The organism is Emticicia sp. SJ17W-69 (genome assembly GCF_051209875.1).
Classification (GTDB): Bacteria; Bacteroidota; Bacteroidia; order Cytophagales; family Spirosomataceae; genus Emticicia.
Genome location: NZ_JBNTQY010000001.1, coordinates 2,421,305 through 2,444,655, shown reverse-complemented (window position 1 = coordinate 2,444,655; position 23,351 = coordinate 2,421,305). Strand labels below are relative to the sequence as shown.

Below are 23,351 nucleotides of genomic sequence, written 5' to 3'. Positions count from 1 at the left end.
CATTTAAGTTTATTAGAAATTCAAATTGATACCAAGGGTGTAAGTACGTGGAACTGGATAATTAGATAAATCCACACCTGGACTCAAGTTTCCACCATCGCCATTACCATCTCCTTGAGCTGAAGTTTCAGGATTTGGTCCACCCCAATATTTTGTAAATACATACAACTGTTGAACAGAAGTGTAAATACGTGCTGACTTAAATATCTTATTTTTCTTTGGTATTGTATAACCTACTGTTACGTTTTTGATTGTAAAGAACGAAGCATCAGCAATAAAACGACTATTCATCCAGTCACGCTCAATACCTGTTACGTTACCACCACCAACTGTTGTACCATACATTCCTTTACCAGGATTATCAACCGAACGGAAGCGATATTTAACGCCTTCAACCATATTAAACACACCATCAAGATTGGCTGTACTGTAGATATGACGAACCAATAACTGATTTCCTTGTGAGCCAGAGCCTACGATGCTAGCATCAAAATTACCGTAAGTAAAGTTGTTAGTAATACCGTAAGTAAATTTAGGGAATGGATTACCCATGATAACTCTATCATCAAAATCACCACCATTAGTAATGATACCATCACCATTCTGGTCAGTTAATTTGATGCTTCCAACTACTGAACGACCAGGTACTTGAGGAGAGTTTTTAAGATCTTCCGCATTTTTATACACACCTTGAGCAATATGACCATAGAATTGTCCGAAAGGATAACCTACTTTTGTAATATGGAATGTTCCATAAACACGGTCGATACCATCAGCTAAAGCAATTACTTTATTGCGATTAAATGAAATGTTTGCATTTGTACTCCATTTCAATTTTCCTGTAGTATTTTTAGTATTCAATGAAAACTCATGTCCCCAAAACTTAATTTCACCAATGTTATCATTAAAATTGCTAAAGCCAGCTTCTTGTGCAATTTGTACACTATAAAGAAGGTTTGTAGTACGTTTGTTATAATAGTCATACACAAATGTGATTCGATCATTGAATAATCCCAAGTCTAAGCCAAGATCAAATTGCTTAGTTGTTTCCCAACCTAAATTGCTATTTGCCAATGTTGTCACAACTGCCCCTGGAGCAACAGTATTACCAAAAACAGCATTAACTGTATTATTAACTAAGGCATAAGGAGTATAATTACCAATATTATTATTTCCAACAATACCATAACTTGTTCTTAATTTTGCAAATGATATTTTTGGTATTGATTTTAAGAAATTCTCATCTGAAATAACCCAACCTGCTGATACCGAAGGAAATGTACCCCAACGATTATTCGCTCCAAAACGAGATGAACCATCACGACGAACTGAAGCAGTAAATAAGTATTTACCTCTATAATTATAAGTCAATCTCGAAAGTAATGAGGTCAATGCCCACTCTTGAACACCTGTTGAAGTACCACCACGATTGACGTTAATTGCTCCTTGAACCGTTGGGAGGCGGTCATCAGCATACGTATCAGCTTGAATACGAGTAGATTCTTGACGGAATCTTTGTTGGGTAAGTCCACCTAAAATTTCAAAATTATGGTCTTTAAAACTTTTTGCATAAGTAGCCAAGTTTTCGTTCAACCAAGTTAAGTTTTCAAAATTCTGACGAATTGAAACTGCTGTTGTTGGAATCGCCACGTTGATTGCACTTGTTGCTGTTGAAGGGTTAAAGAAGAAAAACTTCGAACGGAACATCTCAACATTAAATGTAGATTTCAATGTCAAACCTTTGATTGGTTGATATTGAATATACGCATTTGAAATCAAGTTAAGCGTTGTTGTTTCATTAACCAATTCATTGGCAGCTCTAACCCAGTTAGGATAAGCAAAAATATTACCTGTGCTTGCTGGGAATCTATTAAACAATGTCAAAGTCTTACCATCTGCTTCATAAATAGGCATTACTGGCCAAGTATGTAAGGCATTAAATAAAATACCTGTTCCTCTATCACCATCTGTTCTTGGAGTGTTGTCAAACACATATTGTGGAGCAATATTAAAACCTACTTTCACTTTATCAGAAATATCATATTCTGAATTCATACGCATTGAATATCTTTTATATTCATTATTAATTACAACCCCTTGTTGATTAAATACCCCTCCAACAAATGATGTTCTTGATTTCTCTTTGTTTGAAGTGAGCGTAAGGTTATAACTTTGCATAGGAGCTTTTCTTAATAAAGCACCATACCAATCATTGTTTTTGCCTGCATATTGCGAAGGATTTTGAAATTCGGCTGGCACTGGTTGGCCTGCATCTTCATAATATTCTTTTTTAAACTGTGCAAATTCTTCTGCTGTCAGCATTTTCACTAGCCCTCTTTTTGGCACTTCTTGAATACCTACAAAAGTGTTAAAACTAATATTTGTACCAGTTTTACCTTTTTTTGTTGTAATCAAAACCACACCATTGGCTGCTCTTGAACCATAAAGTGAAGTTGAAGCTGCATCTTTCAAAATTGAAATATCTTCAATTTCATCTGGATTCATTGCTCCAATACTTCCGGTAATAGGAAAGCCATCAATTACATAAAGTGGATCACTACCAGCCGAAACTGATAATTGGCCACGAATTCTGATATTCATCCCTTGCCCAGGTTTACCAGTTGTCTGGTTGATCTGAACCCCAGCTAATTGGCCTTGTAGTTTTTGACCAATTTGAGATACTGGAATGTCTTTGATTTCTTTTGAGCCAATCGTCTGAACGGCACCAGTAACGTTCTTTTTCAATTGACTACCATAGCCCACTACCACAATCTCACTGAGTAGCTTTTCGTCAAGAGTTAAGGATACATTAATTTCTTTTTGTCCTGTGAATACTACTTCATTGACTGCATAACCAACAAAACTAAAAACTAATACTGCGTTGTTTGGAGCATCTAATTTGTAAGTACCTTCTACATCGGTTTGGGTTCCTCGATTTGTTCCTTTGATTGAAACACTCACTCCTATTAAAGCATCGCCATTTTGGCCTGTCACTTTGCCCTTGACTTGTTGGGCAAATGCAAATGAAGTACAGAATAATGCCAATGATAACAAGCAAATACTTGCCCTAAGCTTAGTTCTGTACAAAGTAAATCTTTGTCTCATTTGAATAAATGTTTTAGGTTGAAAATTGAAAGATATAGGTATAAGGATATTATTCCTTGATATTATACAAATATTAATTATTATAAATATGAAACTATCCTGTACTGTACTGTGCTGTACAGCTATTTTAAAATACTTTAATAAACGATATAGTCTATTTTTTTATAGGAAAACTGCAATTTTTTAACAAAAACTGTATTTTTTTAACAAAAACAAGACCATCTTACCTTTTTAAATTTTTTTATAAAAAAATATTTTTTTATAAATTCTTGAATAAACGAAAGTGAGGTCGTCTTAGGAAGAAGAATCTTATCTGAAATATTTCAAGTTACAGAAGCAAAAAAGATTGTAAAAATTGAAGTATATACATATAAAAAACTCATGCCACAAATAACATTGGATTTGTAGCATGAGTTATGATAGATTAAAAAAGAAATTATAAGTGCTATTTTGAAATTTTCAAAGCTATTTCAAGGCGTTGAGCAGCATTATCCCAATTCATATAATTGAAGAGTTCATCGACAAAATCTGCTCGCTTATTTTTATATTTTAAATAATAAGCATGTTCCCAAACATCAACAACCAATAATGGGACAATTCCCCAAACTGTTAATTTTTCATGATTTTCAACCTCTAATATCATCAAACGATTACTCTGAGGATGATAACCCAAAAGCCCCCATCCATTACCATCAACATTTTTGGAATGATGAGCCAATTGTACTTTCATTTTATCAAATGAACCAAAATCCTTTTCTATTCTTTTCAACAACTCTCCTTTTGGCTCAGTTTTTTTTTTGGTTATACTTGTCCAAAAAATTGTATGCAATACATGACTCGAAAGATGAAGCGATAATTTTTTTGTCCAATAATCTACTCCTTCAAAATTGCCAGATTCTAAAGCTTTTTTCAATAAATCAGTTGCTTTATTCGCAGTATTAACTGCTCCTCCATGATGAGCTGTATAATGTAATTTTAGGACATCAGCAGGCATAAAAGGTTCCAAATAAGTATCAGAATATGGTAAAGCCCCCAAAACAAACTTGCCTGATTCATCTGTCAAAATATCTAAACCGCCTTCGTCAAGCGTTGCACTAAAAACATCGTTTCCTTTTAAAAGACTTGCTCCTGTAAGAATGGCTGTACTGCAGAGAAATTGGTTTCTTGTCATGATAATAAATAGTTTTTAAGAATGATTCCTAAAATGCCAGCCATCACAATTAATTGTGGCTCTTGCAATTTTTTTATATAAATTAACGATAAACCTGTTGTAATAGCAATTAATAATGTTGGAATATCAACAATACTTCTTGTTGCAATAACAATCACAGCACCAACTAATGCCCCAACCACGGCCGCCGTGATACCTTCAACAAATGCTTTTATACTTACATTTTTTGATATTTTCTTGAAATACGGAGCAGGTATTACTGTAAATAGATAACAAGGCAAGAATGTTGCTATTGCCGCAACAACTGCCCCCCAAAATCCTGCAACCAAATATCCAATAAAAGCCACAGTAATTACAACAGGGCCTGGCGTAATCATGGCTACTGCTACTGCATCAACAAACTGATTTTCAGTTAGCCATCCATATTCTTGCACCACTCCTGCGTGTAAAAATGGCACAATTGCCAAACCACTGCCAAAAACAAATGCTCCTGCTTTTGTAAAAAACCAAGCTATTTCACTCAATTTACTCCATTCAAACTCCCAAAAACCAATATTTGAAATCAATAATAAGGAAGTAACCTTTTGACTCTTTAACCATTTTGGCGGAGCTTTCACTGTCATATAGGCAAATCCAAGTATGATAAATAATATAATTTCTTCTCGTTGAGTAATGGCAGTAAATATGGCCATTACAATAAAAAATATCCAAAGCATCCAATGCTTTTTAATGGCCTCAAGCTCAAATTTACTAATTGATTTAATCGTTAATTTATAAGAACTAACAGCAATTATTCCAATAACAGAGGCACTAATACCGTAAAATATAGCCTGCATCCAAGGTAAGCCACCATAAAGTTTATATGCCATTCCAAGCAAGACAACCATAATAAAAGAAGGTATCACAAAAGCAAATCCTATGAGTGTGGCTCCAATTAAGCCATAATGTACATAGCCCAAATAAATGGATAATTGTGCGGCTAATGGGCCTGGAGCCAACTGTGCCAATGCTAATCCCTCTTTGTATTCCTCTTCCGAAATCCATTGCCGATTTTCAACCAAATCTCGGTGCATATAACTTACCAATGCAACTGGGCCTCCAAAGCCAATCGTACCAAGTTTTAAAAAATAAAGTGTCAACTGCCACAAACTGTATAATGGTTGATTCATTTAATCAAAGTTTTTTGTTTTTAAATAAAAACAAAATTATAACTGCTTACGCTTAGAAAATAGAATGTATTTGACTGTTTAGAATAAATTTTACTTTTTAGGAATAGTTTTCTTAAATTCCGATGGACTTTTTCCAGTATGTTTTTTGAATATTCTTGTGAAATGGCTTTGGTCCGAAAAACCTGTTAAAAAGGCAATCTCCGTAAGAGAATAGTTTGATTGATGTAGTAATTGAATTGCCTTTTCGACTCGAAGCTTGCGGATGTATTCTCCAAATGATAAATCTTCAAAATATTTTGAAAACTCTCTTGATAAATATGAAGGATTGACATTCAGTTCATTAGAAATTTCAGTAAGATTCAATGTAAGATTGGTATCAATTTGGTCTTGTATGATTTCTTTTAAATCAGAAACCCATTCAGGTGTCTTTTTATTAACATTTGGCTTCAAAACTTTTTGAAAAACTTCTATTAATAAATGTTCAAAAGGACTTTGTAGATGTTTTTGATATTGCAAGTTTTTTGCCCAACTATAAAGAGCCTCATAAATGAGCATCCCTTTGTCAAGTAATTCATAATCATCTAAAATATTATGTGATAGTCCAGCCGAAATTGCCCATAAACCTGCTGCTTCTGGAGCAAGGTCATGCTGGTCAGTATCTGCCCCACGAACAATTTTTGCCATAATCTCAAGAGCTGGGTCATTTAATTGATATTTTTTTATTATACAATCAAAAGTACATTCTCCTTCAAAATGTGTCAATTCCACCTTTGGAATATCGAATGGAATCGCATCTAGTTCCATCGCTTTTTCAATAACTTCATCAAAAGGCACATAAATAAATTCCGCTGTATGATCGATAAATTTCTTAATCAACCAAGGACAAGCAATTCTATCTATTTTGGGTCTTTCTCGAGTTATCCACTTCATTTTTCTATATTTTATTCAAACAAAACTAAATAAAAAAGTAGCTCGAATAAAATGTTTATTCAAGCTACTTTTTAAGATATTACTATTGGGTTACAAGAATTATATCAGATGAAAACCTTTTAAAATGGTTCGAAGGCTCAACAAAATTACCACAACACCTACTAAAATCATGAGTGGGCGACGTCTGACTTTGTTTACTAAAAATGCTCCAAATGGAGAAGCTATCACACCACCGATGATTAAGCCAGCCACCACTTGCCAGTTGCTAATGCCTTGAAAGATTATGAATGTAATTCCACTGGCAAAAGAAACGGCAAATTCCGAAGCATTGACCGAGCCAATCGTATAACGTGGGTCACGCCCTTGGCCTAAAAGTGTTGAAGTAACAACTGGCCCCCAGCCTCCTCCACCAATCGAGTCAATAAAACCACCAAAAGCAGCCAAAATATTGATGTTTTTTGTTTTTTTCTTTACAATGTTTTTTTGTAAAGCTTTACGAATAATCACAATCCCCAAGATTATCATATACCCAGAAATATAAGGTTTGATGAAATCTCCATTGATGAAATCGGATAATAAGTAAGCCCCTGCAACTGCACCTAAAACTCCAGGAATTACCAAACTTTTCAATAACTTTTTATTGATATTCCCAAAACGGTAATGTGAAATAGCCGACGCTCCAGTCGTAAACATTTCAGCTACGTGTACACTTGCACTACTCACCGCTGGAGGAACACCTAAAGCTAATAAAGACGAAGTTGAAGTAATTCCATAAGCCATCCCCAATGTCCCATCAACTAACTGAGCAGCCAAACCAACTAATGTATAAAAGAAAAAGTCATTGTTTACCGCCGCCAATGCAGAATCAAGCGAAAATGCTGTTTTGCTATTGAGGATTAAGTAAATTGCTGTCAAAATCAACAATAATACAGGTATTGCATACCAAAGTATTTTTGGTGATTGTGGTTTTATAGAAATACTTTTGGCTTCCATTATTAAATGCTAAGAATGTCTTTAAAATTATTGATTTGCAAAGGTATAACAAAAACCTATAAAGTCTATAATTTTAGTAGATTTATTTTGTTAAAAAAAATCATAATTATCTCGACATTTCACTTCTTTGGTCTTTTGATTTAAAAATTGGATAACCCAACTGCACATACCATGGCTCCTCGTAATAATCTTCTAAGCCATATTCTTCAGGAAATTGTCGTGTGATATGAGCTGTTCCAAAAAGTACATCCCAAATAAAAAACATATTTCCATAGTTGCCATTAATAACTCCTATTCCATCTTTATCATGGGCTGCATGGTGGGCATGATGCGTAGCTGGGGTCGAAATTACCCTTTCAATAACCCACATAATTGGATGCAACCATTTGATTTTATATAATGGCTTGTCCCAAGCAAAAGGAGAATGAGCTGCAATGCCAATCAAAATTTTGAGGAAATAACCAAGCAAAAAAGCCTGTCCAAAACCTAAGAATATCAAAGTAGCAGAAACGATTCTTGAAGGAAATATCAACAAATAAACCCATGAGTTTCTGCCTGATAGAAACACACTCATTTCGGGAGCTGAATGATGCACTCGATGCCCTTTCCATAACCATTCGTAGGTATGAGCGGCTCTATGCCACCAATATTGTGTAAAATCTTCGAGTAAAGTGACCACAATTAAACCAATCCAGAAAGGCGTACTTGCAAAATAATTAGCATATTTTAAGAAAAAAAACTGAAGCACATAAGTTGAAAAGATAAAACTAACTGGGCGAGTGATCACACTTGACAAGAGCAAACCCGCTACTGTGATATGCCATTCATTTTTTGTCCATTTAGTACTTTTAAATACACCTGTAATAAATTCAACGATACTAAAAACAATCAAGAGAACTAATATCTCGTAATAAATTAAGCTGTCTGTAAATTTCATGATACTATAAATTTTTAATTAATAATCAAAATTGTGAAAACCTTTTCTGAAAGTTAAGTAACTTATAATAAGTGTTTTATTTAAATATTCTTTTGTAAAAAGTATAAACATAACAGCCAGCACAAATGCCTAAAACAGATTCGAGAAAGGCAAAAAAAATGAGTACCGCAGTGATGTAAGAAGCAAGAGTAAAATTATCTGCAAGTATCGTTGCTAAAATAGAAACAGTAAAGCCCAGTCCAATTTTGACAGCAAAAATCTTTGGAGCTTGATCAATCAATTTTGTTGAAAAATTGAATGATATAATTGCTATATCACTCAACCAGTTGAGAAAACTGAATTTTCCGAAATCAAAGGCACGAAGTGCAAAATCTACCAACAAAAATCCACTAACAATCCAAGAATTTGTCAGGAAGATTAAAATGCCTACTAACAAAACCCAAAATGCCGTCAGTCTGACCTTATTTTCATTGACTTTCTTAAAATCAACGGGACATTCAATTTCAAAGCTCATAATAAAACTATTTAATCTATATATTATATATAGTATTTATTCAAAAAAAGTAATAGAAAGATAAGAAGGTAGTTTTAAAAAAGTACCTTCCTATAATTTATTTATGCTCATAATCGCTTACAATTTAGCTGATTTATCACCAGGTGTTTTAAGAAGGTTATTGACATCTTCGTTGAATTCTTTCACAAATTCTTCGTAATATTTACCAGTTGCTGGGCCTGTATATCCTGTATGTATTTTTCGGACTTTTCCTGATTTATCAATATAAATTGTTGTAGGAAAAGACAAGACTTCACTCAATGCAGGTAATGCAGCAGATGCAAATTTCTTATCTGCTAAACCAGCAAATAATATGTCGTATTGAATATCAAAACGCTTTTTCAATGATTCGAGTCTTGTTTTTGCAAATACAGGGTCATTTTTTCGCTCAAAAGCTAAGCCAATGATTTCTACGCCTCGACTTTTATTGGCTTTGAACCACGGAGAAAGAAACAATGCTTCATCAATACAGTTTGGACACCAACTTCCCAAAATTGTTACAATTACCGCTTTTCCTTTATACTTTGAATCTTTCAAAGAAACTGGTTTTCCTGTAAAAGCATCAGGAAATGTAAAGTTAAAATCAGCACCTTCTTTGAAAGTAGTCAGTGTATAAGCGTCGGGTAATGCAGCTTTTTCGTTGCGAGTACCTTTAATTGGCTGACTTCCTCTAAAACTAATAAATTCGGCAGTCAAATCATCCCCATTAACCGTACCTTTAATTAATGATGGATTTGAGCCACTAAAAGCCGATAAGAAAAATTCATTTCCTTTTACCGATCCTTCAAAATAGCGATAGTCGCCAGTTGTACTTAAAATTGTTCCTGTAAGTTTGCTACCTGTCTGCTTAAAAACACCAACGGTTTTATTACCTGAAGTGCCAATCAAGAAGTCCCAATTTCCTTGTAAGCTTACTTTGGCCTCTTGTGGCTTTTCAAAGAAACGATATTCTTTGCCAACTTCTGCTTTGAATGGAATTCCTGCGTCAGGCGTAGAGGTGTTTAATTTGATAAATTTACCATTCAAACTACCACTGTTTTCAATTTTTGCGGCCAAAACAGCATCAAAAATATCAACAGGGATAAAAATTGAATCTTTTCTAATGCTATAATTTTTCAGCTCAAAACGCTCATCTGCATTCAATAGGTAAACATCTTTATTAGTAATCTCAAAATTAAATGGAGCTTCGTTTCCTCCCGAAACAGCAAACGTACCACGCCAAACTCCTACTTGCGGCTTAGTTTGTGCATTTACAGCTAAACACACTACAAGATATGCCAGTGAAAAGATGATTTTTTTCATAAATTCATATTTTAGTTTATTGAGATACAAATATAACTATATAGTCTATATATTTAATAGATTTATAAAAATAATTTTGAAATCTAAAATAAGCTACATTCTCCATCTCTATCAAAACCCTACAACTACCGACACACTAAAACACTGGTTATCAAGTTTTTATAAAATCAATATGCGAAACTACTTAGTTACAAGATTAACTTTAGCTATAAAAAAAGGAATATTCAATAATTTAAAATCCAACACCAAATTGAAATCCTATTGTAAATGAAGCTGGTTTATCATTTCCGAAACGAACAGGCAAAGGCACGGCAACAAAATAATTACTGTTTTTATTTTTCTTCACTACTTTATTCAAAACTGGAGTAAAACCATAACGTCCACCCGTCTCGAATGCAGCCCGTGTTACGAGTGTCAGACCATGTGGGTAGCGAAACATTACTCCTGGATGAAATAAGAAATTGTTGACTTTGCTTACACCATTTTCAGAACGAATAATTGGCACAAACTCAAAACTAAAACCTATTTTATCACTCTTCAAAATGTTTATTCCAGTAGGAAAACCAATTGTGTAACTTGACGAAAAATTAGTTGTGGTTTCGGTACTTGTAAAAGTGACAAGTGGATGCAGAATACCCATATAGCCCGCTATTTTAGGATAGCCATTTTGTGGGGTTTGGGCATAAGAAAGTGAAGTAATGAAGACAAAAAATAAGGTAATTGTTTTTTTCATGATTAACGTTTTTTGGTGAACTGACTAAATAAATTATCGAAAGTAAGTACGCCCCATAAGAAATTATAATAATCTATTTCTTTACCAGAATTACGGGCTTGAATACCCCAAACATAACCTAAGCTACCCTTGATATTTTTAGTAAATGGATAATTAAAACCTGCATAAATACGATTTTGGTCAAAAATATTAGGATTTCCTCTCACAGCTTTCCCAAATTGGATAAAAATCTCATCATTCAAAACAGCTGTCAGTGGGCTTTTTAATCCTCTAATTTTTAATGGCTTTTCGAGTCTCACCATATATCGAACACGCCAATTTGGTTGAAAAACATTGTTGTTTAATAAATCTCGATTACGATACTCCAAACCATAGCGATTGATTAAATTAAAATATTTTCCTTTAGATTCATTATCAATTCTTGCAGAAACCCTCCACTCTCTAATTCCTGGTTTTTCAATATCTGTGGGCTGAGTAATCAAAACCCAACTTTTGAAATAGCCTATTGGCGAAAATGAAATTTTTGTTCTGGGTGAAATGGTATAATGTAGCCAAGCCCAATAGCTTGTAAACTGGCTGGCAGCAAGCACATCAAAATCAGTTTGGTTAGTATTTTGTCTTCTGTGTTGAAGGTACAGCTCCCACCTCAAATTTTTATTCAAAGTATCGGTCAATACTAACCTTCCCCAAACAATATTATGGTGATAATTTTTTTGTGCTTTTAAATCAAAAAAGCTAAGTATTATAAGAATTATTATAAAATATCTTTTCATTATAAATAAAACCCCATTTCAGTAATGGCTGCTCTTGCTTTACTATCAATTGTATTTTTAAACTCGTGATTTTTGTAGGAAATAGCTTTTTCAAAATACTTTTTTGCTTGTTGTTTTTGACCTTTATCTTGAAAAATATAACCAATTTGCAAGGCAGAACTCGCTCCAAAATGCCAGTTTTGTTTATCTGTCAGAACAATTGATTTTTCATAAAAGCTAATAGCTTTGTCTGGTTGTCCTGTTCTATGCAAAACTTTACCTCCCAAAAAGTAATATTCCGCTTGTTCTTTTTGATTGAGTTGTTTCAAATCAATTTTTTCAATTGCCTCAAGTGCTTGTGAATTATATCCCCCATCCAAAGCTAAACGAGCCTGTAATAACCCTTTATTGGGTAAAATATGTGTTTTGGCATAGGTTTCATAATATTTTTCAGCCGATTTATCAGTTTCTGAAATAGCATTACCGACTACACCAATTTTGTTTAAATACGCAATGGCTTGTTTATCATTACCAGCTAAATAATTACTAAAAAATAGCCTTAAATAAGCATCTTTTAAGAACGTTTTACCTTTAAAATTCTTAATATAATTTAAATAGCCAATACTTGCTTGTTGATATTGCCCTTTCATCAAAGCAATATCTCCACGATAAATCTCGATAATGGGACAATAGAGATATTCGGGCGAAGTGGGGTATTTTTTTAGTATTTTACTGGCTTGTTCAGCTCGATTCGACCTTAGTGAAATGGCAACGCCAATAAAATAAGCATTCAGATTATCAGCTTGGTTTTCCACAAATTTCAGCAAAATCGCATTGGCCTTGTCATCAAATTTCAAGACAAAAGACTGAATATAGAGTGAAGAATAAATGGCTTCAGGTCCCCAAATTTTATCTTTGGTAGCTTTCTCTAATTCTGCGATTCCTTCATTGATATTTCCTTTGAGACCTAAGATTTTTAATACCCAGCGAAAATTGTCAGGTACTGAGCCAATGATAATATGTAATGCCCCCAATGGCTTATTATTTGGCAAAAAATTGGGAAATAATTTTTGATTTTCTTCCAAAAGCTTAGCAGCTTGAACAACATTATAAGCAGCTTTTACTTCATGTCCGAAACGAATTTTCAATAATGCCCAGTGTAATTTGATCTCTGCTCTCAAAAAACGATTATATGGAGAATTTTCATCTAAATCTTCAATCAATTCAAGCCTTTTGTCTTCATTATCCACAATTCTTCTAAAATAAGCTTCATCATCTGAATTGAAAATTTCAGCAAATTCAATGTAATCTTCAATATAAACCCTAAATGGGTTGTCTTTTTTTTCTTTGGCTAAAGTGGCTTTACAAGCATTGATTTCTAATCTAAATACTTCACTGTATGCTTTTTGCAAATTCGGCGTAAATTCAAAATCATTCGCCAAAACAACAAAAGGAAAAAGAATAGAAAAAAAGGCAATTTTTAATTGAACTTTCATAAAAATAATCAAGTTAGAAGCCCAGTATCAATCACAAATGATGAGCCTGTAATCAATAGAGCTTTATCGGATATTTATAAATAAACTACTGTATCAGAACGCCAAATTAATCAAATTAAAGAAGACATTCTCTAATTTTTAAATAATCGAACTTTTACAAAAGTCAATAAAAATTGTTAGCTTTTTCTTTAAATTAATTTCAAAAAAATCAAATATGATTTCAAAAAATACCCCCATATTTTTCTGCAAAATTAATTGAAAAAAAACATTATCCTATAAATATTATAGACTATATAGATATATTTTTAATAAAAATAGTTGATAATTAGCTATAACACTGACTATCAACTATTTATAATTATGTAAAAAATTACTTTCCGAACAAGAAATATGCGATTACTAAAGTAATAATAATATTGAAGAGCTGAGCAATAAGAAACGCATAAAGTGGTTTTTTGCCTTCATTATTAAACAAATCAGAGAATTTGGTTTCAAGGCCAATACTTGTAAAAGCCAATGCAAACCAAAGCCCTTGCAATGATTTAAGTCCTCCTTTTACACTATCAATGGTTTCGGCAGGTACAACAAAAGAGAAAAACAAAGATGCAGCAATAAAGCCTATCACAAATTTTGGAAAACGCTCCCAAATCACACCAATTGTTGGTTTAGATTCTTTCGCAGTTTCTGATTGGTTATTGGTGTACGTCCAATAGATAGAAATAGCAAAGGCCGCTAATCCCAACAAAACATTTTGAGAAAATTTGACAATGGTACTGATTTTTAGAGCTTCTTCTCCCACCAAAGTTCCTGAAGCAATTACAGCACCTGTTGTGTCAATTGTACCACCAAGCCACGCACCTGTAACTGCTTCAGATAAGCCAAGTGCTTTGGCAATGAATGGCATAAATATAATCATTGGAATGGCCGTAATCAACACGATTGAGATAACATACGACAATTTTTTTGAATCTCCTTTGATAGCACCAGCTGTTGCAATAGCAGCCGAAACACCACAGATAGAAACGGCACTCGAAATAATGATGGCCAATTCTTCATCAATCCCAAGCTTTTTTGAAACCCAAAAAGCAAAATACCAAACCGAAATTACCACTAATAATGCTTGGATAAGTCCTAAAGAACCTGCTTTTAAAATATCTCCAAAAATTACGCTTGTTCCTAAAAGTACCAAACCAATTTTTACAAACAATTCGGTTGAAAGTGATTCTTTGAGCCATATAGGGACAGAAAAAAAATTACTAATTATCAAACCGATAGATAAACTAAAAATAACTGCTTCAAGGTTCCAGTTTTTCAAAAAGGCGTTTCCTGCAAGAATTAAAGCCAAAAAAGTTAAAACAAAGACGATTGGAAAACCTTTGACAGTAGCACTTACATTTTTACCAAGAGTAAGTGTTGCTAAAATTGCAATGGCATAAACAATCAAGAAAACAAAGACGACATTTGTTAAGTTGCTGATAGTTAGCACTTTCTCAAACAATTCAGATGTGTCTTTCCAACCGAATGCTGGGTTCGGGATTTTTAATCCTACTAAAGTAAGTGCAATAATGAGAAAACCATAGACAACAACAGTCCAGTCTTCGGTTAAGGTAAATGAAGTTTTTTGATTAGACATAGGGGTTAAGGCTTATTTAATATAAAGTAATTTACAAATATAATACTTTTTTAGTCTATATAATATATAGACTAAATTCATTTATCTAAAATATACTTAAAACAAGAGATTGATTGCATCATAAATGGCAATCACAGAATTGCCATTTACGTGAAAATTATTCTTCTATACCACACATCAATTTCAAATGAATTAGGGTGCTTTTTTTATTATTTCGATTCAATTAAATTGTCAATTTCGCAACAAAAAGTGTTGGTTTTTCTCTTGGGTAATTGCGGATTCTGCTTTATAACTTAAAAAAAATATCTTTTAAAACTCGTTGAGCAGCATGGTAGCCGCACATACCATGTACCCCACCACCAGGAGGAGTAGAGGACGAACAAATATACAAACCTTTTTCAGAAGTGCGGTAAGGTGAATAACGCAAAGCAGGACGAGTAAATAATTGACTTAAATCAATGATACCTCCATTAATATCACCACCAATATAATTTGGATTGTATTCTTCTAATTGATCAGTATTGAATGTGTGTCTTGCTAAAATTCTTTCTCGAAAGCCTGGGGCGAAGCGTTCTACTTGTTTTTCGATGGTTTCAGTCATGTCTTTTTTTGAGCCATTTGGTACATGACAATATCCCCAAACTGAATGTTTTCCTTCAGGCGAACGAGTTTTATCAAAAACACTTTGCTGAGCTAATAAAACAAATGGTTTTTCAGGGTGATTCCCTTTTGATGTTTCTAACTCTGCCGTAGCAATTTCCTCAAAAGTATTACCCAAATGCAAAGTACCAGCTTCACGAGCTTTTTCAGAAATGAATGGAACGACCCCATCTAAAGCCCAATCTACTTTGAAAACTCCCATTCCATAACGATACCTTTCAAGCTGCCATTTGTATATATTTGAAAAACGATGTCCAGCGATTTGTAGTAATTGACGTGGTGTTATATCAAATAAAATAGCTTTTGAAGAGGGAAGTTGTTCTAAAGATTTTACACAAAAATTAGTTTCTATTTTTCCTCCAATCGAAACAAAATAAGTAGCTAAAGCATCTGCTAATGATTGCGAGCCTCTTTTGGGAATTGGCCAACCTGATTGATGAGCAGCAGTTGTAAGAACCAAACCAATAGCTGAAGTTGTCAGGTTACTCAAAGGCTGAATTGAATGAGCGGTCATACCCGCCCAAAGTGCTTTTGCTGCTTTGGTTTTAAACTTTTTAGCAATCCAAGTAGCAGGTTGAAAAGCATTTAGTCCAAATTGGGCAAATCCAATTGGGTCTTTTGGAAAATGTAGTGGAGCTAATAATTCAGGAAGCAATACATCCCATTGCTTGGAAATAGGTTTGATAAGGCTTAAATAATTTTCTTGATCTATTCCCAAACTTTCGGCTGTTTCTTGTAAAGAATTGGTCAAAATCGCTGCTGTTCCATCATCTAATGGGTGGGCGGCAGCTATTTTGGGTTGAATAAATTCTAAACCAAAATCATGCAAAGGTAAAGTTTTGAAAAAAGGTGAAGCATGAGCCAAAGGATGAATGGCCGAACAAATATCATGTTTGAAACCTGGCAAAGTCAGTTCTGCTGTACGCAAACCTCCACCAATAGTAAATTTTGCCTCAATGATTAGTACAGAAAGGCCTTTTTGTTGTAGCGTAATGGCAGCAGCTAAACCATTCGGGCCAGAGCCAACCACAATTGCATCAAAATCTGTTTTTTTTGTGTCTGTCATCTAAAGGTTTCGGGTTTGAACAACACTTTACCATCTTTTTTGATTTGCCAAGCCGTAATTGGATTCATGTGATAACCTCCATCATTTCCTCGGGCATCAAACAGTTGTTTGAGGGTTGGCTGTGTGTAGCCAGTTTCATCGGTTACTCGACTTAATATTTCGGTTTCTTCTCCTCTCCATTGCCATAAATGACGGAACTGTACATGAGCTTTGTCGAGAATTGGGTCATTAATTTGGGCAATTTGCCAGTTTTTACCTGCATCAGTGCTTATTTCTACTTTCACTACTTTTCCACGACCCGACCACGCCAAACCTCGAATTTCTATCCAACCTTTTTCAATTTGTTGTGGATATGAAGGAAACGTGATAATTGAACGGGCATCCATTTCGAAGCTAAAGATACGATATTTTCCGTCTTTGATAGGTTCGGTATATTTTGAAGTTTCTTCACGAGTATAATATGGAGCATCAGAAAGTTCAAGTCTGCGAAGCCATTTTACACTGGTATTTCCTTCCCAACCTGGGTTAAATAATCTTAGAGGAAAACCTTGCTCTGGTCGAAGTGGCTCTCCATTTTGAGCATAGGCGATGATTGAATCTTCCCAACCTTTTTTTACTGGAATACTGCGAGTCATTACAGCTGCGTCTCCACCTTCTGCCAAAAACCAAGTGGCATTAGGTTTTACACCTACTTCTCTGAAAAGTGTTGAAAGTTTTACACCTGTCCATTCACTTTGGCTCGTCAAACCACAAATTTCTTGTGGAGTAAGGTTTTCTTTTCCACCCCTAAAATTTCCCGAACATTCCAAAAATGCAATTCTCGAAATCGATGGAAACCGTTTTAAATCATTTATGGTAAAAACCAAAGGTTTTTCGACCAAACCATGAATCAATAACTCGTGTTCATTGGGATCTATGGCAGGTACACCTGCGTGATGCCGCTCAAAATGAAGGTCCGAAGGGGTAATAACTCCGTAAAAATCTTGTAAAGGTGACCTTGAAGAAATGTCCGATGCCTTTTTAACCGATTTTACAAATGGCGAACGAGTGCCGATTTCGCCCGCAGGTACGCCAAATTTTTTGGTTGGGTCTTCGAAAATGACATTTTCAGAAACCGCTTTTTGTATGGTTTGACCTTTGGCAGTTTGTACAATCGCTACAGCCGCAGTTGCTGCACCACCAAGCAGTTTTCTACGAGATAATTTCTTTGGAAAACTTTGAGTAATTTCTATGATTTTATCCATTTTCATCTGATTTCAGCACCTCCTTTACGGTCATCTGGTACAAACAAGTTTTTGGCTGGCATTTCTACTTTGGGTAATGTTTGGGCATTTATTATTGCTTTTTCATCAGTAATTCCATTGGCATTTAATAAATATGCGGTCAAGTGATATACCTCTTCATTGCTTAAAGAGCCTGGTTCGTTGAATGGCATTGCTCTACGAATATAGTCAAAAACCGTAGTAGCGTAAGGCCAATAATTGCCAATTGTCTTTTCCCGACGTTTGTCTGTTGGATTTTTATTGGTGACTAAAGAGCCGTTTGGCCCGCCGATCCCACCAACTCCATGACAAGCTACACATTTTGCATCAAAAATGATTCTTCCTTTTGCAGCAATGCCTTCGCCCTTAGGCAAACCCTTTCCATCAGGCCGCACATCAATATCTAATTTATCAATTTCTGCTTGGGTGGCTTTTCTACCAAAACCGAATGAACTTGGAATAGTGTCAGTAAAAAAGGTTGATTGCTTTTCATTAGATAGCAGATTATCAGTAATTTTATCTTTACTCATAGACTGAAAATAGCTTTGTCCTAACAATACTATTATAACGATTACTAAAATAATCTTGTTTTTTTTGAGGTTAATATTACTGATGTTTTTAGGCAAAATCATTATCCAATTTAAGTTAAAAAAGTTTACTTTATCTACACTTACAGCTGCTTCAATATACAATTTTATCAATTTAAAGCAGAAATTTTAGGGCGTAATCTTTATATTGCCAAACTCTCCGCCCGCACCATCACTCAGAAAAACACCAAACTTCCCTCCTACTTTTCCATCAATCAATTGTGATGAAAATGCTGGTGAAGGATTATTATCGACATAGACCTCCACATTTTTATTTTTTATTTGTAATCTGATATGAATCCATCGATTTAAACTCAGTTTAGCGTTTTCATCACAAGCTGAATTTAATTCTTTGGGAATCGGCGAGGCATAGTACTTTATGGCATTCTTACGAAGGGAATAATCTTCATTCAATAGAGCATAAGGAGAAATACAAAGGGCTTGAAAAGCAGTATCGTTCTGCCCATAAAATGCAAGCCCAATGTATTTCTCAGTAGATAAATCCAGTCCTTTTGCATCAAAATCAATGTTGCCTTCAATAAAATTATAACTTGTTATCCATAACAAACCATCTCCCTTTTTTTCAGTAATTTTAATTCTTTTTGGGCTGGCCTCATCATATTCTCGATTGACAAATTCTAGCCTACCATTTTGTAAATCTTCTAAAAAACTAAATGACTGAGCAGAGCAAAATACCGTACTTTTGAGTAGGAGTATTGCAAGAATAACATGTTTCATACAATTATTTTGTTGATTTGTTCTCTAAAACTTAGTGGCTTCCATGATATTTTTCACCTGCTTTGATCGCTACTGTTAAGATGTTTTCTTTTGTCGGTAAAGGGCAAGTCGCATAAGGTGTAAATGCACAAGGTGGATTATACGATTTATTGAAATCAATATAAATATCACCATTGGCATCTGGGGCTTCTGCATCTAAGAATCTACCTGCTCCATAAGTTTCGTGCTTGTTGGTAGCGTCGCCATACACAAAATGTAAATGTTCTTTTGTGCCAGTGGCTTCTAAACTGTATTCTTTACCATCAACTGTGAAAACCAATTTCCCAGGTGAATCTTGCTCGTAAGTGCGACCTGTAATATCAGTAATTTTAAGTTTTTTTCCTTCGGTTGGAATAAATTTAGCTTTTACTTTCCATTCTTGATTGATAGGAAAAGTTTCGATGCCTTTGAAGTTTTTTATGTATTCGCCTTCAAGGTCACGTAATCTGATTGCATATTTATCACCTCTTTGAATGATAAACCAACGAAGGGTTTTATGACTTAGAACCGTTGGTTTACCACTATATGGAAATAAATCTACGTTTTTGGCAGGTTCAGTGCCTAAGTTTACTACTGCATTTGAAGCCGATTCATAAGACACTTTACCATTTTTAAGAATGATTTTGCCTAAGAAAGCATCAGCATGGTCAGCAGGGAATTTGATAGAATTACTTTTATCACCACCAATGGTATTTTCGCCTTCTTCAAGCCAAAATAAGCCAGCTAAATTCAACCAACCTTCTTCTGCTTTCAAGCCTTCAATTCTTTTTTGATGCCAACTTTTGATGGTTGTTTCATAAGGGCTGTCATCGATAAATGAAAATAACAGCACCGATAAAACCAATGTACCGAGAGATTTAATGTACTTTGTCATGATATTATTTTGTTTTAAATATTATTAACACTCTTAATCTATATATTAACTATTTTTTACTAAAGTAATACTATTTATAGCGGAAATAACCCCTTTTCACCATTTTTTATTACCTCACTTAATTTTTCAGCAAATTCATCCGAATGATGCACATCACCTTTTGCTTTATAAACTTTATAAAGTCCCCAATACCCATTGGCAGAATTTGGGTGCTTTATCAATAATTCATTATACGACTTAATCGCATTTTCGAATTTATCTGCTTTTAGATGTGCTTCTGCCAAACTTATCAAAACTGGTCGAGCATAAGTTGGAGGTTCGCTATAGCCTAAATCTTCTTCTTTTTGTTGGGCTTTTTCAAGAATTTTAATGGCTTCTTCATAATTATTTTCAGCACTCTGAATAACACCTTGCAATTCTAAAGAAGCTACATTCAAATCACTAAGTCGTTTGGCTGCAATAATATCTTTTGCAGTAAGTTGATTACTGTTTCTCCAAAGTAAGGCATCGAGAGCATCCGAGTATTTTTTGGCTTCTTCTATTTTACCATTTTGAATTGCATCCATTCCTAATGCGAAGAAATTTAGAGCATCTTTATAGGCAATTGCTTTGTTTGTAAACAAACTATCTTTGTCGATTTGAATAGCAGAAAGTTTTTCAGAGGCTTTCTTATAAAATCCAAAACAAAGTTCCATTTTTGCAGGAGCAATGACACCTTGATAAAAGAAACGTCCTTCATATTTTCTTTTTCGTTCCTTAGTTGCGGGCATTTTTTGTAGTTTTTCAGCATAATAAAGTGCCGTTTGATAGTGACCATTTTCGGCACAATTTGAAAGTAAATAATTGATATTATGGATATAATTCCATGTATCCACTTCAGGCATTTTTTGTTGTTTCATATAGGCCGAATCAACTTTTACTGCTGCTACAAAAGCTTCATGTGCTTTTTCATAATCTCCCAATTTATAATACACATGACCTGGCATGTGTACCATGTGACCAGAGTTTGGCGAAAGTTTCGCTAAAATTTCAGAACTTTTAATTGCTTCTTCTGGGCAACAATTTTCTTTCAAATGAATCCAATAATGATGTGCCGCTGCATTTTCTGGGTGTGTCCGAAGAATATCTTTTAATATATATTCTGAATAAATTTGTCCTTCACGAGGATTCATTTTGGAATCATAGCCTCCCATTTTGCTTAGTGCTAAAAATAGTTTTGCATCAAGGTCTTCAGGATATTTATGAATTATCAACTCTAACTTACCTTGATAAGCAGCCTTTCCGCCTGATTCGTTATTATCTCTCACAAGAATAGCATCGGCATATAATTTTTCTCGTTCTGTTGCCTTCTCTTTTAATTGTTTAAGTTTGGCAACTGCCAACTTTTGATCGTTTTTAAATTCATCCCCTTCAATGGCCCCAATCGCACTATAAAGTCCATAATAAGGCATAATGGCGGTTGAATCATTTTTTATCGCTTCTTTGAAAGCTCGATAAGCCTCAAAATCCCAAAAACAGTGAAGTAAGGCGATTCCTTGATTAAAGAATTGCTGTGTTTTAGGTGACTTGGTTGTTATCTTAAAATCTACTTCACCGATTCCAGTAAAAATGATAGGTGGCGGCAAATTAGGAACATAAGCTGTTTCTTTCCGATAATCCAAAATATGTTCTAAATGATTATGGTTTTCATGACTAACTCCTCCGTCATGAGCTTCTTGGCTTGCTGAATTATCATGCTGATGTTGCGTCTCTTGCTGACGAGTTCGTTGAGCAAAAACCTCAAAAGTTAACAAAAAGAATATGAGAAAATGGATTTTCATTGATTAGCAATAAAATTTGATAGAATAGCGACAACAAGTGCCGCTATTCAGTTTTGTTTAGGGTTTATTTTAGGAGTAGTTTATTCGTAACTATTTCAATGTTTGGCAAGGGCAAAACATAATTATCTTGTGATGGTTTTACTTCGGGAGCTGTCAATGTACTACTTGCTTTAGCAGGAAACGGCAATAAATTTCTCACTAAATCATTCGACCTAAAACCTTCGCCTATCAATTCAATTCTTCGTTCATTCAAAATTGTATTAACCAAAGATGTTTGTGATGATGTAGCTGCAACTGGAAATACATAGTTTACATCTGAACGATTACGAACAGCCTTTAATAATTCGACCGATTTGGTTAAATCATTGGTACGAGCGGCTGCTTCTGCATAATTTAATAAAACTTCAGAGTAACGAATAATTGGTAAGTAATCTAAGAATGGAGATGGTTTATTGTATTTTGTAATGAATTGCACACCCGAGGCTGTACGTGCAAAAGTTCTTCTCAAATCAGTAGATTTCCATTCAGTATCTCCCCAAATTCCAGTCGGATTTAAGTTATATTCTGAATTTGCGTTAAAAACATAAGGAAAAGAAGGTTGTCCAGTAACATTATCCAAGTCAGTTTGAGGAACTGATAATATAGATTCAGTACTTGTGTAATTGGTCGTAAAAATCTCAATGATATTTTGCAATTTATGATTGACCCCCGTAGTTGCAGCAAAAGGTGCAGCGGTTGAAACAATTTTCTTTGCTTCCTCGATTACTTTTTCATAATTACCACTATTCAAATAAACACGAGTTTTCAATGCAATGGCTGTATTGCGATGAGCACGGGTGGTATTTAGTAAAGCCGAAGAATAACTGAGTGGTAGGTCGGCTTCGGCTTCATTCAAATCTTTGATGATTTGAGCATAAACTTCGGCTACTGAGCTGCGTTTTAGGTCATTATTGGCATTGTCAACTTCAGCTTGTAAACGTAATGGCAGACCTGGCGAAGTTCCTTTGTTTTCATTGTACGGACGAGCATAAAATGTAACTAAGGCATAATAACTTAATGCTCTTAAAAATTTGGCTTCAGCTATGTATTGCTTGTTCAAAGTTTCACCAACAATTTTTGGATTTTCGTTTAATCCTTTAATTAAAATATTGGCATTATTAATCGTTCGATAACCAGCTTCCCAAAAACCCGCAACGAAATTTGAACCCGAATTCAAGGTTTGATTCCAAGCCTCAAAAGCTGTAAATGTATTACTCGTGCGATTGATAAACTCTTCACCTCTTGCTTCTTGATAAATATAATAATTCCCACCGTAAAAATTACTTGATTTAACTGCTTTATAGATTCCATTGACCAGACCTAAAATACGTGCTGGCGTGTCAAAAGCATTTACACCACTGATAGCAGTTATAGGTGCAGGATTCAATGTTTTTTCTTGGTCACAACTCGATGCTGTGAATAATAACCCTGCAATTGCTAAAGCGATTATTTTTTTTGATTTATATGTATTTTTCATAAATGCTTAATAAAA

At 34.4% G+C, this 23,351-nt stretch carries 19 protein-coding genes; all 19 read right to left on the bottom strand.

Going from position 1 to position 23,351, the window contains the following annotated elements; genetic code table 11:
- Positions 1-12: 12 nt before the first annotated feature.
- A complete protein-coding gene (locus ACQUQZ_RS10005; RefSeq protein ID WP_435354756.1) occupies positions 13-3,105 on the bottom strand; it encodes a SusC/RagA family TonB-linked outer membrane protein in 3,093 nt (1,030 codons plus the stop codon).
- A gap of 445 nt (positions 3,106-3,550) precedes the next feature.
- Entirely contained in the window at positions 3,551-4,276 is a 726-nt protein-coding gene (locus ACQUQZ_RS10000; protein ID WP_435354754.1) for a superoxide dismutase, read from the bottom strand.
- The gene (locus ACQUQZ_RS09995) at positions 4,273-5,445 is read right to left on the bottom strand and encodes a chromate transporter (RefSeq protein ID WP_435354753.1); all 1,173 of its coding nucleotides are present in this window, start codon (positions 5,443-5,445) and stop codon (positions 4,273-4,275) included. The genes ACQUQZ_RS10000 and ACQUQZ_RS09995 overlap by 4 nt, the downstream gene beginning before the upstream one ends.
- 90 nt (positions 5,446-5,535) lie before the next feature.
- Entirely contained in the window at positions 5,536-6,375 is an 840-nt protein-coding gene (locus ACQUQZ_RS09990) for a chromate resistance protein ChrB domain-containing protein (RefSeq protein ID WP_435354751.1), read from the bottom strand.
- A 99-nt stretch (positions 6,376-6,474) separates the two neighbouring features.
- Positions 6,475-7,368, bottom strand: a complete 894-nt coding sequence (locus tag ACQUQZ_RS09985; protein ID WP_435354750.1) for a sulfite exporter TauE/SafE family protein — start codon at positions 7,366-7,368, stop codon at positions 6,475-6,477.
- 106 nt (positions 7,369-7,474) lie between these two features.
- Positions 7,475-8,305, bottom strand: coding sequence for a sterol desaturase family protein (locus tag ACQUQZ_RS09980; RefSeq protein WP_435354749.1), 831 nt, complete (start codon positions 8,303-8,305; stop codon positions 7,475-7,477).
- A 76-nt stretch (positions 8,306-8,381) separates the two neighbouring features.
- Positions 8,382-8,819, bottom strand: a complete 438-nt coding sequence (locus ACQUQZ_RS09975) for a DUF4395 domain-containing protein (protein WP_435354747.1) — start codon at positions 8,817-8,819, stop codon at positions 8,382-8,384.
- A 117-nt stretch (positions 8,820-8,936) separates the two neighbouring features.
- Positions 8,937-10,160: a peroxiredoxin family protein gene (locus ACQUQZ_RS09970; protein WP_435354746.1), complete on the bottom strand. Its 1,224-nt coding sequence runs from the start codon at positions 10,158-10,160 to the stop codon at positions 8,937-8,939.
- A gap of 232 nt (positions 10,161-10,392) precedes the next feature.
- Positions 10,393-10,893, bottom strand: coding sequence for a hypothetical protein (locus ACQUQZ_RS09965; protein ID WP_435354745.1), 501 nt, complete (start codon positions 10,891-10,893; stop codon positions 10,393-10,395).
- Positions 10,894-10,895: 2 nt separating this feature from the next.
- Entirely contained in the window at positions 10,896-11,666 is a 771-nt protein-coding gene (locus ACQUQZ_RS09960; protein WP_435354744.1) for a DUF2490 domain-containing protein, read from the bottom strand.
- The gene (locus tag ACQUQZ_RS09955; protein ID WP_435354743.1) at positions 11,666-13,141 is read right to left on the bottom strand and encodes a tetratricopeptide repeat protein; all 1,476 of its coding nucleotides are present in this window, start codon (positions 13,139-13,141) and stop codon (positions 11,666-11,668) included. Before ACQUQZ_RS09955 ends, ACQUQZ_RS09960 begins: the two co-directional genes overlap by 1 nt.
- Positions 13,142-13,511: 370 nt before the next feature.
- Positions 13,512-14,774: a YeiH family protein gene (locus ACQUQZ_RS09950; RefSeq protein ID WP_435354742.1), complete on the bottom strand. Its 1,263-nt coding sequence runs from the start codon at positions 14,772-14,774 to the stop codon at positions 13,512-13,514.
- A gap of 286 nt (positions 14,775-15,060) precedes the next feature.
- Positions 15,061-16,500, bottom strand: coding sequence for a phytoene desaturase family protein (locus tag ACQUQZ_RS09945; protein ID WP_435354741.1), 1,440 nt, complete (start codon positions 16,498-16,500; stop codon positions 15,061-15,063).
- Positions 16,497-17,744, bottom strand: coding sequence for a sulfite dehydrogenase (soxC, locus tag ACQUQZ_RS09940; RefSeq protein ID WP_435354740.1), 1,248 nt, complete (start codon positions 17,742-17,744; stop codon positions 16,497-16,499). The genes ACQUQZ_RS09945 and soxC overlap by 4 nt, the downstream gene beginning before the upstream one ends.
- Positions 17,745-17,746: 2 nt before the next feature.
- The gene (locus tag ACQUQZ_RS09935; protein WP_435354739.1) at positions 17,747-18,292 is read right to left on the bottom strand and encodes a c-type cytochrome; all 546 of its coding nucleotides are present in this window, start codon (positions 18,290-18,292) and stop codon (positions 17,747-17,749) included.
- Between the two features lie 186 nt (positions 18,293-18,478).
- The gene (locus ACQUQZ_RS09930; protein ID WP_435354738.1) at positions 18,479-19,087 is read right to left on the bottom strand and encodes a hypothetical protein; all 609 of its coding nucleotides are present in this window, start codon (positions 19,085-19,087) and stop codon (positions 18,479-18,481) included.
- A 31-nt stretch (positions 19,088-19,118) separates the two neighbouring features.
- Positions 19,119-20,000 carry a DUF1684 domain-containing protein gene (locus tag ACQUQZ_RS09925; RefSeq protein ID WP_435354737.1) on the bottom strand — a complete coding sequence of 294 codons (882 nt, stop codon included), beginning with the start codon at positions 19,998-20,000 and terminating at the stop codon, positions 19,119-19,121.
- A 74-nt stretch (positions 20,001-20,074) separates the two neighbouring features.
- Positions 20,075-21,820, bottom strand: a complete 1,746-nt coding sequence (locus ACQUQZ_RS09920) for a hypothetical protein (protein WP_435354736.1) — start codon at positions 21,818-21,820, stop codon at positions 20,075-20,077.
- A gap of 64 nt (positions 21,821-21,884) precedes the next feature.
- Complete coding sequence (locus ACQUQZ_RS09915) at positions 21,885-23,336, bottom strand: RagB/SusD family nutrient uptake outer membrane protein (RefSeq protein ID WP_435354735.1); 1,452 nt, start codon at positions 23,334-23,336, stop codon at positions 21,885-21,887.
- Between the last annotated feature and the right edge of the window lie 15 nt (positions 23,337-23,351).

Bases quoted from the DNA above. Each gene is read 5' to 3' on its own strand.
- ACQUQZ_RS10005 (WP_435354756.1), bottom strand. From the start codon at position 3,105: ATGAGACAAAGATTTACTTTGTACAGAACTAAGCTTAGGGCAAGTATT.
- ACQUQZ_RS10000 (WP_435354754.1), bottom strand. From the start codon at position 4,276: ATGACAAGAAACCAATTTCTCTGCAGTACAGCCATTCTTACAGGAGCA.
- ACQUQZ_RS09995 (WP_435354753.1), bottom strand. From the start codon at position 5,445: ATGAATCAACCATTATACAGTTTGTGGCAGTTGACACTTTATTTTTTA.
- ACQUQZ_RS09990 (WP_435354751.1), bottom strand. From the start codon at position 6,375: ATGAAGTGGATAACTCGAGAAAGACCCAAAATAGATAGAATTGCTTGT.
- ACQUQZ_RS09985 (WP_435354750.1), bottom strand. From the start codon at position 7,368: ATGGAAGCCAAAAGTATTTCTATAAAACCACAATCACCAAAAATACTT.
- ACQUQZ_RS09980 (WP_435354749.1), bottom strand. From the start codon at position 8,305: ATGAAATTTACAGACAGCTTAATTTATTACGAGATATTAGTTCTCTTG.
- ACQUQZ_RS09975 (WP_435354747.1), bottom strand. From the start codon at position 8,819: ATGAGCTTTGAAATTGAATGTCCCGTTGATTTTAAGAAAGTCAATGAA.
- ACQUQZ_RS09970 (WP_435354746.1), bottom strand. From the start codon at position 10,160: ATGAAAAAAATCATCTTTTCACTGGCATATCTTGTAGTGTGTTTAGCT.
- ACQUQZ_RS09965 (WP_435354745.1), bottom strand. From the start codon at position 10,893: ATGAAAAAAACAATTACCTTATTTTTTGTCTTCATTACTTCACTTTCT.
- ACQUQZ_RS09960 (WP_435354744.1), bottom strand. From the start codon at position 11,666: ATGAAAAGATATTTTATAATAATTCTTATAATACTTAGCTTTTTTGAT.
- ACQUQZ_RS09955 (WP_435354743.1), bottom strand. From the start codon at position 13,141: ATGAAAGTTCAATTAAAAATTGCCTTTTTTTCTATTCTTTTTCCTTTT.
- ACQUQZ_RS09950 (WP_435354742.1), bottom strand. From the start codon at position 14,774: ATGTCTAATCAAAAAACTTCATTTACCTTAACCGAAGACTGGACTGTT.
- ACQUQZ_RS09945 (WP_435354741.1), bottom strand. From the start codon at position 16,500: ATGACAGACACAAAAAAAACAGATTTTGATGCAATTGTGGTTGGCTCT.
- soxC (WP_435354740.1), bottom strand. From the start codon at position 17,744: ATGGATAAAATCATAGAAATTACTCAAAGTTTTCCAAAGAAATTATCT.
- ACQUQZ_RS09935 (WP_435354739.1), bottom strand. From the start codon at position 18,292: ATGAGTAAAGATAAAATTACTGATAATCTGCTATCTAATGAAAAGCAA.
- ACQUQZ_RS09930 (WP_435354738.1), bottom strand. From the start codon at position 19,087: ATGAAACATGTTATTCTTGCAATACTCCTACTCAAAAGTACGGTATTT.
- ACQUQZ_RS09925 (WP_435354737.1), bottom strand. From the start codon at position 20,000: ATGACAAAGTACATTAAATCTCTCGGTACATTGGTTTTATCGGTGCTG.
- ACQUQZ_RS09920 (WP_435354736.1), bottom strand. From the start codon at position 21,820: ATGAAAATCCATTTTCTCATATTCTTTTTGTTAACTTTTGAGGTTTTT.
- ACQUQZ_RS09915 (WP_435354735.1), bottom strand. From the start codon at position 23,336: ATGAAAAATACATATAAATCAAAAAAAATAATCGCTTTAGCAATTGCA.